Origin of the sequence: Streptomyces abikoensis, assembly GCF_014648775.1 — a bacterium.
Lineage (GTDB): Bacteria > Actinomycetota > Actinomycetes > Streptomycetales > Streptomycetaceae > Streptomyces > Streptomyces abikoensis.
On sequence record NZ_BMRT01000003.1, the window covers coordinates 163,848 to 179,080 of the forward strand.

Annotated in this window: 11 protein-coding genes; 3 read left to right on the forward strand and 8 right to left on the reverse strand. The window is 71.6% G+C overall.

What is annotated here, in order from left to right; genetic code table 11:
- Positions 1–23: 23 nt before the first annotated feature.
- Entirely contained in the window at positions 24–2,480 is a 2,457-nt protein-coding gene (locus tag IE096_RS11085; RefSeq protein WP_373298111.1) for a polysaccharide lyase 8 family protein, read from the reverse strand.
- A gap of 158 nt (positions 2,481–2,638) precedes the next feature.
- Here IE096_RS11085 and IE096_RS11090 point away from each other — a divergent pair, with 158 nt between their 5' ends.
- Positions 2,639–3,262: a YceI family protein gene (locus IE096_RS11090; protein ID WP_189451201.1), complete on the forward strand. Its 624-nt coding sequence runs from the start codon at positions 2,639–2,641 to the stop codon at positions 3,260–3,262.
- Between the two features lie 12 nt (positions 3,263–3,274).
- Here the strand turns inward: IE096_RS11090 and IE096_RS11095 are convergent, their stop codons facing one another.
- On the reverse strand, positions 3,275–4,789 hold the full coding sequence (locus tag IE096_RS11095; protein WP_189451202.1) for an FAD-dependent monooxygenase: 1,515 nt from the start codon (positions 4,787–4,789) through the stop codon (positions 3,275–3,277).
- A gap of 82 nt (positions 4,790–4,871) precedes the next feature.
- Between IE096_RS11095 and IE096_RS11100 the strand changes: the two genes are divergently transcribed.
- Positions 4,872–5,507 (forward strand): TetR/AcrR family transcriptional regulator, encoded by a 636-nt coding sequence (locus IE096_RS11100; protein WP_189451204.1) that lies wholly within the window; start codon positions 4,872–4,874, stop codon positions 5,505–5,507.
- A gap of 73 nt (positions 5,508–5,580) precedes the next feature.
- Here the strand turns inward: IE096_RS11100 and cimA are convergent, their stop codons facing one another.
- From cimA to IE096_RS11120, 4 genes are all read right to left on the reverse strand, one after another.
- The gene (gene cimA, locus IE096_RS11105; RefSeq protein WP_189451206.1) at positions 5,581–7,215 is read right to left on the reverse strand and encodes a citramalate synthase; all 1,635 of its coding nucleotides are present in this window, start codon (positions 7,213–7,215) and stop codon (positions 5,581–5,583) included.
- A gap of 280 nt (positions 7,216–7,495) precedes the next feature.
- Positions 7,496–8,827, reverse strand: a complete 1,332-nt coding sequence (locus tag IE096_RS11110; RefSeq protein WP_189451208.1) for an MFS transporter — start codon at positions 8,825–8,827, stop codon at positions 7,496–7,498.
- 107 nt (positions 8,828–8,934) lie between these two features.
- Positions 8,935–10,041 (reverse strand): branched-chain amino acid aminotransferase, encoded by a 1,107-nt coding sequence (locus IE096_RS11115; protein ID WP_189451210.1) that lies wholly within the window; start codon positions 10,039–10,041, stop codon positions 8,935–8,937.
- A 192-nt stretch (positions 10,042–10,233) separates the two neighbouring features.
- Positions 10,234–11,289, reverse strand: coding sequence for a 3-isopropylmalate dehydrogenase (locus IE096_RS11120; RefSeq protein WP_189451212.1), 1,056 nt, complete (start codon positions 11,287–11,289; stop codon positions 10,234–10,236).
- Positions 11,290–11,419: 130 nt separating this feature from the next.
- Here IE096_RS11120 and IE096_RS11125 point away from each other — a divergent pair, with 130 nt between their 5' ends.
- The gene (locus IE096_RS11125; RefSeq protein WP_189451214.1) at positions 11,420–13,084 is read left to right on the forward strand and encodes a purple acid phosphatase family protein; all 1,665 of its coding nucleotides are present in this window, start codon (positions 11,420–11,422) and stop codon (positions 13,082–13,084) included.
- Between the two features lie 23 nt (positions 13,085–13,107).
- Here IE096_RS11125 and IE096_RS11130 read toward each other — a convergent pair whose 3' ends face one another.
- Positions 13,108–13,260, reverse strand: coding sequence for a hypothetical protein (locus tag IE096_RS11130; protein ID WP_164737850.1), 153 nt, complete (start codon positions 13,258–13,260; stop codon positions 13,108–13,110).
- Positions 13,261–13,569: 309 nt separating this feature from the next.
- The gene (gene pruA / locus IE096_RS11135) at positions 13,570–15,201 is read right to left on the reverse strand and encodes an L-glutamate gamma-semialdehyde dehydrogenase (protein ID WP_189451217.1); all 1,632 of its coding nucleotides are present in this window, start codon (positions 15,199–15,201) and stop codon (positions 13,570–13,572) included.
- Positions 15,202–15,233: the final 32 nt, after the last annotated feature.

Sequence of the window (15,233 nt, forward strand, 5' to 3'; positions counted from 1 at the left end):
ACAAATGTGGCCCGGCACAGCGGTCATCCGTGTGTCTTGACCAGCGATCTCCGCGTGGGCCGGGGTGCGGCGCGGAGGGCCAGCCGGCAGCCGTGCGGGGCGCAGGCGGTGCCCGGCCGGATCCTCAGCCGCACCAGGGATCCCGTTTCCAGCACCTCCACGGCGGGGTCGCGAGATGTGACGTTCCTCACAGGGTAATGCCATATGAGATCGATGGGATCACCGGTGCGCAGGGGGCCCGCGATGTGGAGGGTCGCGGTGGAGCCGTCGTGGCGCAGGAGTACGGAGGCGGGGGTGTCGGTGGTGAGGGGGCCGGCGGTGCCGGGGGCCCAGAAGTTGGCGGCGGTCAGGCCGAGGGAGGGGACGTGGACGGCCTGGACGTCCCCGGTGTTGGCGAGGACGGAGAGCCAGCCGGGATCGGCGGCGCGGTCCGCGAGGGCGCGGGGGCCGGCGCCGGGCATCAGCAGGTGGACGTGGCAGGCGCCCTCGGGGTCGATGCCGTGGGGGCGCAGGAGGGTGAGGTAGCGCCGGGTGAGGGGGGTGGGCGAGCCGTCGGCGTTGATGTCGCGCCAGGCTCCGGTGCGGGCCTCGCGCAGGGCGGTGAGCGGGGCGCCGCCGGGGAAGACGTAGCCGCCGTGCCCGGCGAGGTGGACCCAGCGGACGCGGTCGAAGGACTCGCTCCAGCCGTCGTGGCCGGGCTGGGGCTCGCCGTCCACGGTGAGGGCGGGGGTGCCGGTGGCGCCGAGGTTGCGGTTGTCGACGACGGTCTCGACGCCGGTGCCGTCCCGGGCGGTGATCCCGGCGTCCAGGCAGATGACGGCGTCGCCCGCGCAGAACCAGGACTTGCGGGCCTCCAGGGTGGAGCCGAGCCCTTTGAGGTGCTGCCCGACGGCCGCGTACTCCCCGTCGGTGACGCCGCCGACCCAGCGAGCCGCCGGTTTGGGGGCGCCCCAGCCGCCGCCCTGGTTGTCGGCGAGGGGGACGGCGGAGACGGTGGTGCCGGGCAGCCGGTAGGGGTCTACGGTGGGCCAGAAGGCGTCGGTGTACTGGCCGCCGGTGCCCTGGCCGCCGGTGTGGCCGGCGCCCCACCAGGTGAGCATTCCGGCGCCGGTGTGCCAGCCGCGCGGGTTCTCGCCGTTGCCGTTCTCGTAGTGGGTGACGCGGTCGGAGGCCATGGCGATGGCGGCGGTCCAGCCGGGGCGGCGGTGGACGGCCCGGTCCATGGCGGCGAAGAGCCGGTGACCCACGGGCTCCGGGGCGGCGGGCGCGGGCCCGGCGGCGATCGCGGCGAGGCGGGCGAGGTCGGCGACGTCGAACTGGGGGTCGGTGAGCACGGGGCTGGTGGTGTCCCGGGCGATCCAGCCCTTCACCATGCCGTGCCAGCGCTCCCGCTCGGCCGGGCTCGCGCCCGCCGCGAGCAGGGCGATGGCCGCGATGAGGGCGTGGCCGCGCTGGTGATCGCTCTGGACGGGCCCGTCCGGCTCGGCCGCCCGGACGCCCCTGCTGATGGCGCGGCCGGAGACACAGTCCATCACCAGGCCGTCGTGGATCAGTGGCGCGAAGGCGTGCTCCACGCTGTCGTGAATGATCCGCCGGTTGGGGTCCGTGACCTCCCAGCGCGAGCCGCGCAGCAGCGCGAAGAGCCGGCCGAGCCCGTCGAGCAGCACACAGCCGTAGGTGCCGGTGTAGGCCACCCAGGTGTGCTGGATGAACGATCCGTCGACGTAGAGCCCGTCGCCCTTGAGGACGTGGGGGAAGACCGGGGAGAGGGCGTCGCGGGCGAGGGCGACCTTGGCGGCGTCCTCGCCCAGGACGCCGCGCAGGGCCACGACCCGGCACAGGTCGACGCGGTTGGCGCCGGTGCTGGTGCCCGTGTAGGGGCCGATCGCCGAGTCGGGGACGAAGTGGTCGACGGCGGCCAGCAGCCGGGCGCGCCGGTCCGGGCCCACCGCGTCGTGGAGGAGGGCGGCGGTGTCCAGCAGCAGCCGGGGGCTGCCGATCTGCCACTCCCACCAGTTCCCGTAGCGGACGGTCCCGGGGTGGTAGACGCGCTCGTGGAGGTGGTCGAGCCCGGCGAGGACGTCGGCGGCGAGACCGGCGTCCCCGGTGAGGCCCGTGCCGGGCTGGGCGTGGGCCTGGGCCATGGTGAACAGCCGGGCGTAGCTGCGGGTGATCCCGGCGGGCGGGTCGAAGGGCGCGTCCGGCCAGAGCGAGCCGGCGGCGGGGCGCATGCTCGCACGATGGGCGCGGGCCTGCTCCCCGGTGCGCCGCAGGACGCCGGCGTAGGGCTCGGCGGCGGGGTCGAAGCCGGCGCCGAGCGTGAGCTCGCGCCAGCGGCGGCGCGGCCCGGCGAAGTCGCCCTCCGGGCCGGCGAGGGCGGCTCCGGGCAGCGCGGCGCCCAGCCCGAGGGCGCCGAGGGCGGAGGCGGCGAGGAAGCCACGGCGGGTCCATGCGGGGGTGGACGACGGCACGGCGCACACGGTGGCACGGGGGCGCACGGGGCGCAATGACGCCTGCCGCGGGCGTCCGGCCGACTCCCCTCCCGGAGTAGTTGAAGCTTGAACCAGATTGCGCTATCGTCAATCTCATTGAAGGTTAAACAACCTTTCTCTGTCTTTCCCTACCCCCAGGAGCAGTCATGGGCCTCTTCACCCGCAAGCGGGACACCGCCACCGCCCCCACCGCCACCGCCGTCCTCGACACGGACCCGGCCCTCGCCGCGCTGACCGGCGACTACACCATCGACCCGGCCCACAGCAGCATCGGCTTCACCGTGCGCCACGCGATGGTCACCAACGTCAAGGGCTCCTTCACCCAGCACGAGGGAACCCTCCGCCTCGACGGCTCCGACCCCGCCCGCTCCACCGCCGCCATCGACGTCAGGATCGACAGCGTCGACACCGGCATCAAGGACCGCGACGCCCACCTGCTGAGCGGCGACTTCTTCGACGCCGAGGCGTTCCCCCTGATGACCTTCCGCTCCACCGCCGCCGAGCGCGTGGGCGGCGACCGCTACCGCCTCACCGGCGACCTCACCATCAAGGACGTCACCCGCCCCCTCTCCATCGACCTGGAGTTCAACGGCTCGGCCACGGACGTCTACGGCAACGAGCGCGTCGGCTTCGAGGGAAGCGCCGAGATCCTGCGCTCCGACTGGGGCCTGACCTGGAACGCGGCCCTGGAGGCCGGCGGTGTCATGGTCAGCGACAAGGTGAAGCTCACCTTCGACATCTCCGCCGTCAAGTCCGCCGCCCAGGCCTGATCCCCGTGCGGATCAGCGACCGAGGCGCGCCAGCCGGTCCATGACCTCCGCGCCTCGGTCCGCCGCCACGCTCAGGGCTATGTGGTTGTCGGGCCGTACGAGCACGAGCCCGTCGCCCTCGATCCCGTACGCCCGTCGGACGTGCCCCTCGTGGTCGTCGACACCCAGCACGGTCAGCATCCCGTCGTACTTCTCCCCCGCTTCCGCGAGGACCTCCGCCAGAGCCTTCGCGCTCGTCGGCCCTACGCCGAGGAGGGTGAAGCGCGGCCCGGCGAAGACCTCGAAGAGCCGTATCCCCTTGCCGGTCGCCGCGTCCCGGCAGGGCGCGTCGGGTGCCCGCTCCCCCGCCTTGGGGCCGCCCCACGCCAGCGAGCTCCAGCCGTAGCCGACGCCCAGCGTGGTGATGTCGTCGGTGACCACCGCCTCGGTGCCGACGCCCGCCTCCCGGACGCCCTCCAGGACCGCGCGCAGCCGCTCGTTGGTGAGGTCGAGCGTCCACGCCGCGACCGGCAGCCGCTCCTCCTCATAGGTGTCCAGCAGCCCCGGACCGGCCAGCCCGCGCACCACGAAGGCCAGCTTCCAGCCCAGGTTGAAGGCGTCCTGGATGCCGGTGTTCATCCCCAGGCCGCCGGCGATCGAGTGGACGTGGGCCGCGTCCCCGGCGAGGAGGACCCGGCCGACGCGGAAGCGGTCGGCCATCCGGACGTTGACGCGGTATATGGAGAACCAGGTGGGGTCGGTCAGCCGCACGTCCGGTATCCGGGCGCACCGCTCGAAGAGCCGCTGGAAGGACTCGAGCGACGGCGGCAGCGGCCGCCCGTCGGCGTCGCGCTCGGGCGAGCCCTGCAACTGCCAGTGCGCGCTGCCCGGGAAGGGGCAGAGCATGAGGGCCGCGTCCTCGTCGAACCACTGGTGCCAGTAGGCCGGGTCGAGGCCGTCGGCGCGGACGTCGCCGACCACCATGCTCTCCTCGGCTTCGGTCTCCCCCTCGAAGGCCACGCCCAGCGCCTTGCGCACGGGGCTGTGGCCGCCGTCGCAGCCCACGAGATAGGACGCCGTGATCCGCCGGCCGTCGGCGAGCGTCGCCACGACGCCGTCCGCGTCCTGGGTGAACCCGGCCAGCTCACAGCCGAGTTCGACCTGGACGCCGTGGTCGGCGAGCCGCTCGCGCAGGATCTCCTCCGTGCGCCACTGGGGGATGAGCAGGCCGCTGGCATAGGGGGTGTCGGGGGTCGAGGACCGGTCGGCGAAGGCGACGTGGTCCGCCACGGCGACGCCGTCGCGGTATTTGCGCAAGGTGATGTGCTCGATGCCGGACGCCGCCGCCCGCTCCCCCACCCCGAGGTCGTCGAAGAGCTCGCGGCTGCGCTGGTTGAGGCCCTTGCCGCGTGAGCTCCGGTGGAACTCGGGCGACTTGTCGATGATGCGGACGGCCGCGCCGGCGCGGGCGAGCGAGCAGGCGAGGGTCAGGCCAGTGGGGCCCGCGCCCACGATCAGTACGTCGGTCGGTACGTCTGTCGAAGTCATGTGTCCATGAAAGACCTGCCCCGCCAAAAACGCAACCGAGTAACAAAAGATTCTGGGTAACGTCACCTGGTAGAGTGACACCGTGACCGATGAGACGGGACTGCGGGAACGGAAGAAGCAGCGCACGCGCCAGGCGCTGTCCGACACGGCCATCGAGCTGTTCCTGAAGCACGGCTTCGACCAGGTGTCCGTCGCGGACGTCGCGGCGGCGGTCGAGGTGTCCAAGCCGACGCTCTTCCGCTACTTCCCGGCCAAGGAGGACCTGGCGCTGCATCGCATCGCCGACCACCAGGGCGAGGCGGCGCGCGTCGTCGCCGGCAGGGCGGCCGGTCAGTCCCCGCTGGGCGCGCTCCGCGCGCACTACCACGCGCGCCTGGACGCCCACGATCCCATCACGGGCCTCAACGACCACCCGGTCGTGCGGGCGTTCAACGACATGCTCTACGGGACGCCGAGCCTGCTCGCCCGTCTCGTTCGCTACGCCGAGCGGGATGAGGAGTTGCTGGCGGGGGCGTTGCTGGAGACAGGTCGCGGTGATGCGCTGACCGCCGGGCTCGCGGCGGCGCAGATCATCACCGTGCATCACCGGCTGGCGCAGGAGAATTGGCAGAAGCTCGCGTCGGGGCGGGCGATCGGGGATGCGCTGGTCGAAGCGCATGCGGATGCGGATCGGGCGTTCGACTTGCTGGGGGCGGGGCTGGGGGTCTCCTTCCCCTGACCCGCCCCTTCCCGAACCGGGGCTCCGCCCCGGACCCCGCTCCTCAAACGCCGAAGGGGCTAAGTACAGGTGCTCACTCCTGCGGATCCACTCCCGCCCTGCGCAACCCGTACGCGTACGCGTCGTCCAGCGCCTGCCAGGACGCCGCGATGACGTTCTCCGCCACGCCCACCGTGGACCACTCGCCGCTCTCGTCGCTCGTGGAGACCAGGACGCGGGTCGTCGAGCCCGTGCCCAGGTTGCCCTCCAGGATGCGGACCTTGTAGTCGGTCAGCCGGATGCCCGCGAGCTGGGGGTAGATGCGCTCCAGCGCCACCCGCAGCGCCCGGTCGAGGGCGTCGACCGGGCCGTTGCCCTCGGCCGTGGCGACGATGCGCTCGCCCTTCGCCCACAGCTTCACCGTCGCCTCGTTGGCGTGGGTGCCGTCCGGGCGGTCCTCGGCGATGGCGCGCCAGGACTCCACGCGGTAGTAGCGTCGCGCCCGGCCCTCGATCTCCTCGCGGAGCAGCAGCTCGAACGAGGCGTCGGCGGCCTCGTACGTATAGCCCGCCAGCTCCCGCTCCTTGACCCGCTGGACGACGCGGCCGATCAGCTCGCGGTCGCCGCCGAGGTCGACGCCGAGCTCCTTGCCCTTGAGCTCGATGGAGGCACGGCCGGCCATGTCGGAGACGAGCATCCGCATGGTGTTGCCGACCCGCTCGGGGTCGATGTGCTGGTAGAGGTCCGGGTCCACCTTGATCGCCGAGGCGTGGAGCCCGGCCTTGTGGGCGAACGCGGAGACCCCCACGTACGGCTGATGCGTGGACGGCGTGAGGTTGACGACCTCGGCGATCGCGTGCGAGATCCGCGTCGTCTCGGCCAGCCTGCCCGGCGGCAGCACCCGCCGGTCGTACTTGATCTCCAGGGCGGCGACGACCGGGAAGAGGTTGGCGTTGCCGACGCGCTCCCCGTAGCCGTTGGCCGTGCACTGGACGTGGGTGGCGCCGGCGTCCACCGCGGCGAGGGTGTTGGCGACGGCGCAGCCGGTGTCGTCCTGGGCGTGGATGCCGAGGCGCGCGCCGGTGTCGGTGAGCACGGTGCGGACGACGGCGTCGATCTGGGCGGGCAGCATGCCGCCGTTGGTGTCGCACAGGACGACGACGTCGGCGCCGGCCTCGTGGGCGGCGCGCACGACCTGGGTGGCGTAGCCGGGGTTGGCGCGGTAGCCGTCGAAGAAGTGCTCGCAGTCGACGAAGACACGTCGGCCGTGCGAGCGCAGGTACGCGACCGTCTCGCGCACCATCGCGAGGTTCTCCTCCAGCGTGGTGCGCAGGGCGAGTTCCACGTGCCGGTCGTGCGACTTGGCGACGAGGGTGATGACGGGGGCCCCGGACTCCAGGAGGGCGGCGACCTGCCGGTCGTCCTCGGCGCGCACGCCCGCCTTGCGGGTGGCGCCGAAGGCGACGAGCCGTGCGTGCCGGAAGGTGATCTCCGCACGGGCGCGCTGGAAGAACTCGGTGTCACGGGGGTTGGCGCCCGGCCAGCCGCCCTCGATGAAGCCGACGCCGTAGTCGTCCAGGTGGCGGGCGATCGTGAGCTTGTCCGCGACGGTGAGGTTGATGCCCTCGCGCTGCGCGCCGTCGCGCAGCGTGGTGTCGAAGACGTGGAAGGCGTCGTCGACGGGGGCTTCGGGCTCGAGGGGCTCGCGGCCGTCGGTTGCGTCCGTCATTGCTGGTCTGACTCCTGTGAGGATGTCGGTCTGCCGGGATGACCGGTACCGCCGCCCCCGGTGGGCCCGCGCCCTGCGCCGTCCGGCGAGGTGGGCCGGAAACGCAAAAACCTCTCGCGGGTGCGAGAGGTCTGCGCGCGGGTCTGGGACGACGGTGTCCGCTTCGTACGGGTGGTACGGGAGCGGTCACTGCGGACCGGCGCGCCTGTTGCCCATAATCATGGCGAACGGGAGCATGGCGGCATACTGCCACAGGTCCGGTCCCCGATGCGGGTGGGTCTCAGGATGCGGGCACCGTGTCCGTCCCCGTCTCGGCGGAAGCCCGGGGCGCCGTGCCGACGTGCTTCAGGTCGGTGTCCCGGGTCTCGCGCATGGTGAGGTAGACGACGAGCGAGACCGCCGCGCAGCCCGCGACGTACCAGGAGAAGCCGGACTCCAGGCCGGCGTCCTTGAACCAGAGGGCCACGTACTCGGCCGTGCCGCCGAAGAGGGCGTTGGCGATGGCGTAGGGCAGGGCAACGCCCAGCGACCGGACGCCCGTGGGGAACAGCTCCGCCTTCACACAGGCGTTGATCGAGGTGTAGCCGGTGACGATCACCAGCGCCAGCAGCGACAGCCCGAGGGCCGGCCAGAAGGATCCCGCGTGCTTGAGCATCGCCATGATCGGCACGGTGAGGAAGGTCGAGCCCACGGCGAAGGTGATCAGCAGCGGCCGGCGGCCGATCCGGTCCGAGAGCGCGCCCGCCAGCGGCTGGAGGGCGGCGAAGACGATCAGCGCGCAGAAGCTGACGAGCGTCGCCGTCTGCTTGGGCAGGCCCGCCGTGTTGGAGAGGTACTTCGTCAGATACGTGGTGTACGTGTAGTAGGCGACGGTGCCGCCCATGGTCAGGGCGATGACGAGGAGCGCCTCGCGCTTGTGCCGCAGCAGCGCGCGGATCGTGCCCCGGTCGTCGGCTCCCGTACCGCTGTCCTCCGCGTACGTCTCCGTCTCCAGCATGTTGCGCCGCAGGTAGAAGATGACGGCGGCGCCGAGGGCGCCCACGACGAAGGGGATCCGCCAGCCCCAGCTGTGGAGCTCACCGCTGGTGAGGGTGTGCTGGAGGAGGATCAGCAGCCCCAGGCCCAGGATCTGGCCGGCGGTCATGGAGACGTACTGGAAGCTGGAGGCGAAGCCTCGGCGGCCGGGCGCGGAGGCCTCGGTGAGGTAGGTGGCGCTGGCCGCGTACTCGCCGCCGACGGACAGGCCCTGGAGCAGCCGGGCGACGAGGAGGACGGCGGCGCCGCCGTAGCCGGCGACCCCGTAGGTCGGGGCGACGGCGATGAGCACGGCGGACGCCGACATCAGCGTGACCGTCAGGGTGAGGGCCGCCTTGCGGCCGCGCCGGTCGCCGACCCGGCCCAGCAGCCAGCCGCCGACGGGCCTCATGAAGAAGCCGACGGCGAAGATGCCGGCGGTGTTCATGAGCTTGGCGGTGTCGTTGCCCGCCGGGAAGAAGGAGCCCGCGAAGTAGGTGGCGAAGCTGGCGTAGACGAACCAGTCGAACCACTCGACCATGTTGCCGGCCGAGCCGACCCAGATCTTCTTCCAGTGCCGTGAATGTGCCTGTCCCATGAGGGATCACGGTGGCGGAACGGCCCGGATTCGGACAAGGGTCCGGCCGGCAACGATCACATGGACTTGCGTGCGTTATGTCCACCGCCCGCAAGGACGAACCGGTCTCAGCCCAGCGGGTGCATCCAGCCGTGGGCGTCCTCGGTGACGCCGGTCTGGACCGCCAGCAGCGCCTTGCGGAGGTTCATGGTGACCTCGCCGGGCTCGCCGTCGCCCTGGGTCCACTCGCCGCCCGTCGACTTCACGTGCCCGACGGGGGTGATCACCGCGGCCGTGCCGCAGGCGAAGACCTCGGTGAGGGTGCCGTTCTCGGTGTCGCGCTTCCACTGGTCGGTGGAGACACGGCCCTCCTCGGACTCGTAGCCGAGGTCCTTGGCGATGGTCAGCAGCGAGTCACGGGTGACGCCGGCCAGCAGCGAACCGGTCAGCTCCGGCGTGACGATCCGGGGCTTCTCGCCGTCGCGGCCCCCGTACACGAAGTACAGGTTCATGCCGCCCATTTCCTCGACCCACTTGTGCTCCAGCGCGTCCAGCCAGACGACCTGGTCGCAGCCCTTCTCGGCCGCCTCGGCCTGGGCGAGGAGGGAGGCCGCGTAGTTGCCGCCGGTCTTGGCGAAGCCCATGCCGCCGGGGACGGCGCGGACGTAGTTCTCGGACAGCCACACGGAGACGGGCTTGACGCCACCGGGGAAGTACGGGCCGGCCGGGGAGGCGATCACGATGAAGAGGTACTCGTTGGCGGGCTTCACCCCGAGGCCGACCTCGGTCGCGATCATGAAGGGGCGCAGATAGAGGGAGGCCTCGCCGCCGTGCGCCGGGACCCATGCCTTGTCCTGGCGGACCAGGACGTCGCAGGCCTCGATGAAGGTCTCGACCGGCAGCTCGGGCATGGCGAGCCGGCGGGCGGAGGCCTGGAAGCGCCGGGCGTTGGCGTCGGGGCGGAAGGTGGCGACCGAGCCGTCGGGGCGGCGGTAGGCCTTGAGACCCTCGAAGATCTCCTGCGCGTAGTGGAGGGTCATGTTGGCCGGGTCGATGGACAGCGGCGCGTACGGGGTGAGCTGGGCGTCGTGCCAGCCGCGGCCCTCGGTCCACTTGATGGTCACCATGTGGTCGGTGAAGTGGCGGCCGAATCCGGGGTTCGCCAGGATCCGCTCGCGCTCCGCGTCGGAGAGCGGGTGCGAGGAGGGCTTGAGCTCGATCGTGGGCGTCGTCATGAATGCGTGTCCTTCACCTTGGTAGTGGCGGACCGCGCTCACGTCGCCCCGAGGGCATCGGGACGTCCGAGCTTCTTCGCCTCAATCGCGGCCCCACGTTCGATTATCGCTCGTGAGGGGCCCGACGGAAAATGTGCGCGCGGCCGGTAATCGACGGTGATATCCGGTCGCGCGCGGAAACGCGGACCGGTATCAGCCGGTATGTACGGATGCGAGTACGCGCGATACGAGCGCGTCGCCCACCTGGTCGGTGGTGCGTACCACGCTGCCGCGCCCGGCGATGTCCTCGGCGACGGCCGTCTCGACGCGCGCCGCCTCCGCCTCGTACCCGAGGTGGCGCAGCAGGAGCGCCACCGAGAGGACCGTGGCGGTGGGGTCGGCCTTGCCGGTGCCCGCGATGTCGGGCGCGGAGCCGTGGACCGGCTCGAACATCGAGGGGAAGGCCCCGGTGGGGTTGATGTTGCCGGACGCGGCGAGCCCGATGCCGCCGGTGACGGCGGCGGCCAGGTCGGTGAGGATGTCGCCGAAGAGGTTGTCGGTGACGATGACGTCGAAGCGCTCCGGCTGGGTGACGAAGAAGATCGTCGCGGCGTCGACGTGCAGGTAGTCGGTGGTGACCTCGGGGTACTCGCGGCCGACGCGGTCGAAGATCCTCTTCCAGAGGTGCCCGGCGTGGACGAGGACGTTGTTCTTGTGGACGAGGGTCAGCTTCCGGCGGGGGCGGGCCTGGGCGCGCTCGTAGGCGTCGCGGACCACGCGCTCCACTCCGTAGGCGGTGTTGACGCTGACCTCGGTGGCGACCTCGGCGGGGGTGCCGGTGCGCAGCGAGCCGCCGTTGCCGGTGTAGGGGCCCTCGGTGCCCTCGCGGACGACGACGAAGTCGATCTCGGGGCGGCCGGCGAGGGGGCTGACCGTGTGGGGGAACAGCTTCGACGGACGCAGATTGACGTAGTGGTCGAAGGCGAAGCGCAGCTTCAGCAGCAGCCCTCGCTCCAGGACGCCGGAGGGCACCGTCGGGTCGCCGATCGCGCCCAGCAGGATCGCGTCGTGCTGTTCGAGGGAGGCCAGCTCGGCGTCGGGCAGGGTCTCGCCGGTGGCGTGCCAGCGGCGGGCGCCGAGATCGTACTCCCGGGTCTCCAGCTTGACGTCCGAAGGGAGCACGGAGTCAAGAACCTTGAGGCCCTGGGCCACGACCTCGGGGCCGATGCCGTCACCGGGGATCACTGCGAGACGAATGCTGCGAGACATACCGGGACCGTACTCCTGTGTCCCGCCTGATGACACACTCCGTCCGCGATATGGACACATTGCCAGCCGGACAGGCCACATTCACCGAAAGTACGTGTCCGGGCCGCCCGCTCCTGGCACTTTTTCCGACATGGACACACCACGAGTAGGCATCCCCGACCGTCTCGCGCGCGACATGACGATGGCCGAGCAGCACGAGTACCTGCGCGGCAGGTTCACCCGGCGCGGGCTGCTGCGCGCGAGCGCCGTGACGGCCGGCGCGGTCGCGGGCACCGGGCTGCTGGGGGCGGGCGCCCCCGCCGCGTTCGCCGGGGGCGGCGGCACCGCGCGGCCCCTCTCCCCCACGCTGATCACCACTCCCGCGACCGCGAGAGTCGACGGCTCGCTCGTCGCGCCGTTCGGGCGGCACCTGGCCTTCGGGGCCGACCCGAAGACGCAGATGCGGATCTCCTGGCAGGTGCCGTTCGCGGTCAAGCGGCCGTTCGTCCGCGTCGGCCTCAAGCCCTGGGACCTCAGCCGGCGCATCCCCGCCGAGCTCCGCACGCTCCACACCCCGCCCCTGAGCAAGAAGCTCCCGGCCGTCGACCAGGTCTACCTCCACGCCGCCCTGGACGGTCTGACCCCCGGCCAGACCTACTACTACGGCGTCGGCCACGACGGCTTCGACCCCGCCGACACCCGGCACTTCGCGACCGTCGGCACCTTCGCCACGGCGCCCGAGCGGTCCGAGCGGTTCGTCTTCACGGCCTTCGGCGACCAGGGCGTCAGCTACCACGCCCTCGCCAACGACCAGCTGATCCTCGGTCAGAACCCGGTCTTCCACCTCCACGCGGGCGACATCTGCTACGCCGACGACAGCGGCTCCGGCAAGCCGACGGACGTCTACGACGCCCGCACGTGGGACCAGTTCCTCGCCCAGACCGAGACCGTGGCCTCGCGGGTGCCCTGGATGGTGACCACGGGCAACCACGACATGGAGGCCTGGTACTCCCCCAACGGCTACGGCGGCCAGAGCGCCCGCTGGACGCTGCCGGACAACGGCTTCGACGCCCGGAACTCGCCGGGCGTCTACTCCTTCGTCTACGGCAATGTGGGCGTCGTCGCGCTGGACGCCAACGACGTCTCGTACGAGATCACCGCCAACACCGGCTACAGCGACGGCCGGCAGACACGCTGGCTCGACCGGCGGCTGCGGGAGCTGCGCGAGCGGCGCGACGTCGACTTCATCGTGGTCTTCTTCCACCACTGCGCCTTCTCCACGACCAACGGCCACGCCTCGGACGGCGGGGTGCGCGACCTGTGGGTACCGCTGTTCGAGAAGCACCAGGTGGATCTGGTGATCAACGGCCACAACCACGTCTACGAGCGCACCGACGCGATAAAGCGCGGCAGGGTGGCGAAGCGGGTGCCGATCGGCGACTCCGTCGACTCCTCACGGGACGGCATCGTGTACGTCACCGCGGGCGGCGCCGGGAAGTCGCTCTACGACTTCCCGGTGCCCGACAGCTACGAGGGCCATGTGAAGGACGTGGACTCCGTGGCCAGCTACCACTGGGCCAAGGGCCGGGTGAAGGCCAAGGAGACGGTGGAGTGGTCGCGGGTGCGCTATACGGGCTACTCGTTCCTGGCGGTCGAGTCGGAGCCGGGCCGGCACCCCAGGCTCACGGTGACGGCGCTGGCGGAGAGCGGCGCCCGGGTGGACCGCTTCGAGGTGACGCGGAGCGGAGCCGAGAAGGAACAGCACAGCGAGGTCACCCGTCCCGCGCGGGAGGACGAGGACGACCGGGGCCGGTGACTCAGTGACCGGTGACGCCGCCGTTAGTGACCGGTGACGCCGCCGTTGTCGCGGCGGTCGAGCGCGCGCTGGAGCGCGGCGGCGGCGTTGGCCCGGTCGGTCTGACGGGCGGCGCTGTCGGCCGCGCGGGCGGCGCGGCGGATCCGGCGGGCGGAACGGACGGCGGTCTCGGGCATGGTCACGTCTCCTCTGCTGGGCCCCGGGCGGGGGCGGGCGAGCGGGAAGCGAGAAGGATCGAAAAGCCGGGAGAAGGGCGGGGGCCGGGGTGCCGCAGGGGTCACCTGCGCGGGGCACCGGGCCGCGTCCGCCGTCGCTCGATGGAGCGGGACGTTCGGCTCCCTCCACGCTAGGTCAGGGCCCGGCGTGGTGTCTCCACTATTACTCGGACTTCCTACTATCTGAGACAGCGACACCGCCCGCGACACGACGCCGCCCCCGCCCGGCTGGGGGGCCGGACGGGGGCGGGGCTCAGGCGCGGGCCAGGATCAGCCCATGTGCGGGTAGCGGTAGTCGGTCGGCGGGACCAGGGTCTCCTTGATCGACCGGGTGGACACCCAGCGCTGGAGGTTGCTCGCGGCACCGGCCTTGTCGTTGGTGCCGGAGGCGCGGCCGCCGCCGAAGGGCTGCTGGCCGACGACGGCGCCCGTCGACTTGTCGTTGATGTAGAAGTTGCCCGCGGCGAAGCGGAGCTTCTCCATCGCGTCGGCGGCCGCGGCGCGGTCACCGGCGATGATCGAGCCGGTCAGGGCGTAGGCCGAGACGGACTCCATCTGGGCGAGCATCGCGTCGAAGTCGGCGTCCTCGTAGACGTGGACGGCGAGGATCGGGCCGAAGTACTCGGTCGTGAAGACCTCGTTCTCCGGGTCGGTGCACTCGATGACGGTCGGGCGGACGAAGTAGCCCACCGAGTCGTCGTACGTGCCACCGGCGACGATCGTGCAGGTGGAGTCCTCCTTGGCGCGGTCGATGGCGGCCTTGTTCTTGGCGAAGGCACGCTCGTCGATGACGGCGCCGATGAAGTGCGACAGGTCGGTGACGTCACCCATGGTGATGCCGTCGACCTCGGCCGCGAACTCCTCCTTGAAGCCGTCCTCCCAGATGGAGCGCGGGATGTAGGCGCGCGAGGAGGCGGAGCACTTCTGGCCCTGGAACTCGAAGGAGCCGCGGGTCAGCGCGGTCTTCAGGATGGCGCGGTCGGCGCTCGGGTGGGCGACGACGAAGTCCTTGCCGCCGGTCTCGCCGACCAGGCGCGGGTAGGAGCGGTACTTCTCGATGTTGTTGCCGACCGTCTTCCACAGGTACTGGAAGGTCTTGGTCGAGCCGGTGAAGTGGATGCCGGCCAGCTCGGGGTGGTTCAGAGCCACCTCGGAGACGGCGATGCCGTCACCGGTCACCAGGTTGATGACGCCCTTGGGCAGGCCGGCCTCCTCCAGCAGCCGCATCAGCAGCACGGCGGAGTGGGTCTGCGTGGGGGACGGCTTCCAGACGACCACGTTGCCCATGAGGGCCGGGGCGGTCGGCAGGTTGCCGGCGATGGCGGTGAAGTTGAAGGGCGTGATCGCGTAGACGAAGCCCTCCAGCGGCCGGTGGTCGCTGCGGTTCCACACGCCGGCGGAGTTGGCGACCGGCTGCTCGGCGAGGATCTGGCGCGCGAAGTGCACGTTGAAGCGCCAGAAGTCGACGAGCTCGCAGGGCGTGTCGATCTCGGCCTGCTGCGCGGTCTTGGACTGGCCCAGCATGGTGGAGGCGGCCAGCGTCTCGCGCCAGGGGCCGGCCAGCAGCTCGGCGGCGCGCAGGATGATCGCGGCGCGGTCGTCGAAGGACATCGCGCGCCACGCCGGGGCGGCGGCCAGGGCGGCGTCGATCGCGTCCTGGGCGTCCTGCTCGGTGGCGTTGCGGTACGTGCCGATCACGGCGGCGTGGTTGTGCGGCTGGACGACCTTGAAGGCCTCGCCGCCGCCCATCCGCTTCTCACCGTTGATCGTCATCGGCAGATCGATGGGGTTGGCCGCCAGCTCCTTGAGCTTGGCCTCCAGCCGGGCGCGCTCGGGGGAACCGGGGGCGTAGGTGTGCACCGGCTCGTTGACCGGGGCGGGGACCTGGGTCACAGCGTCCATGAGTTCCGTGTCTCCTTCGGGGCTTGACGGGG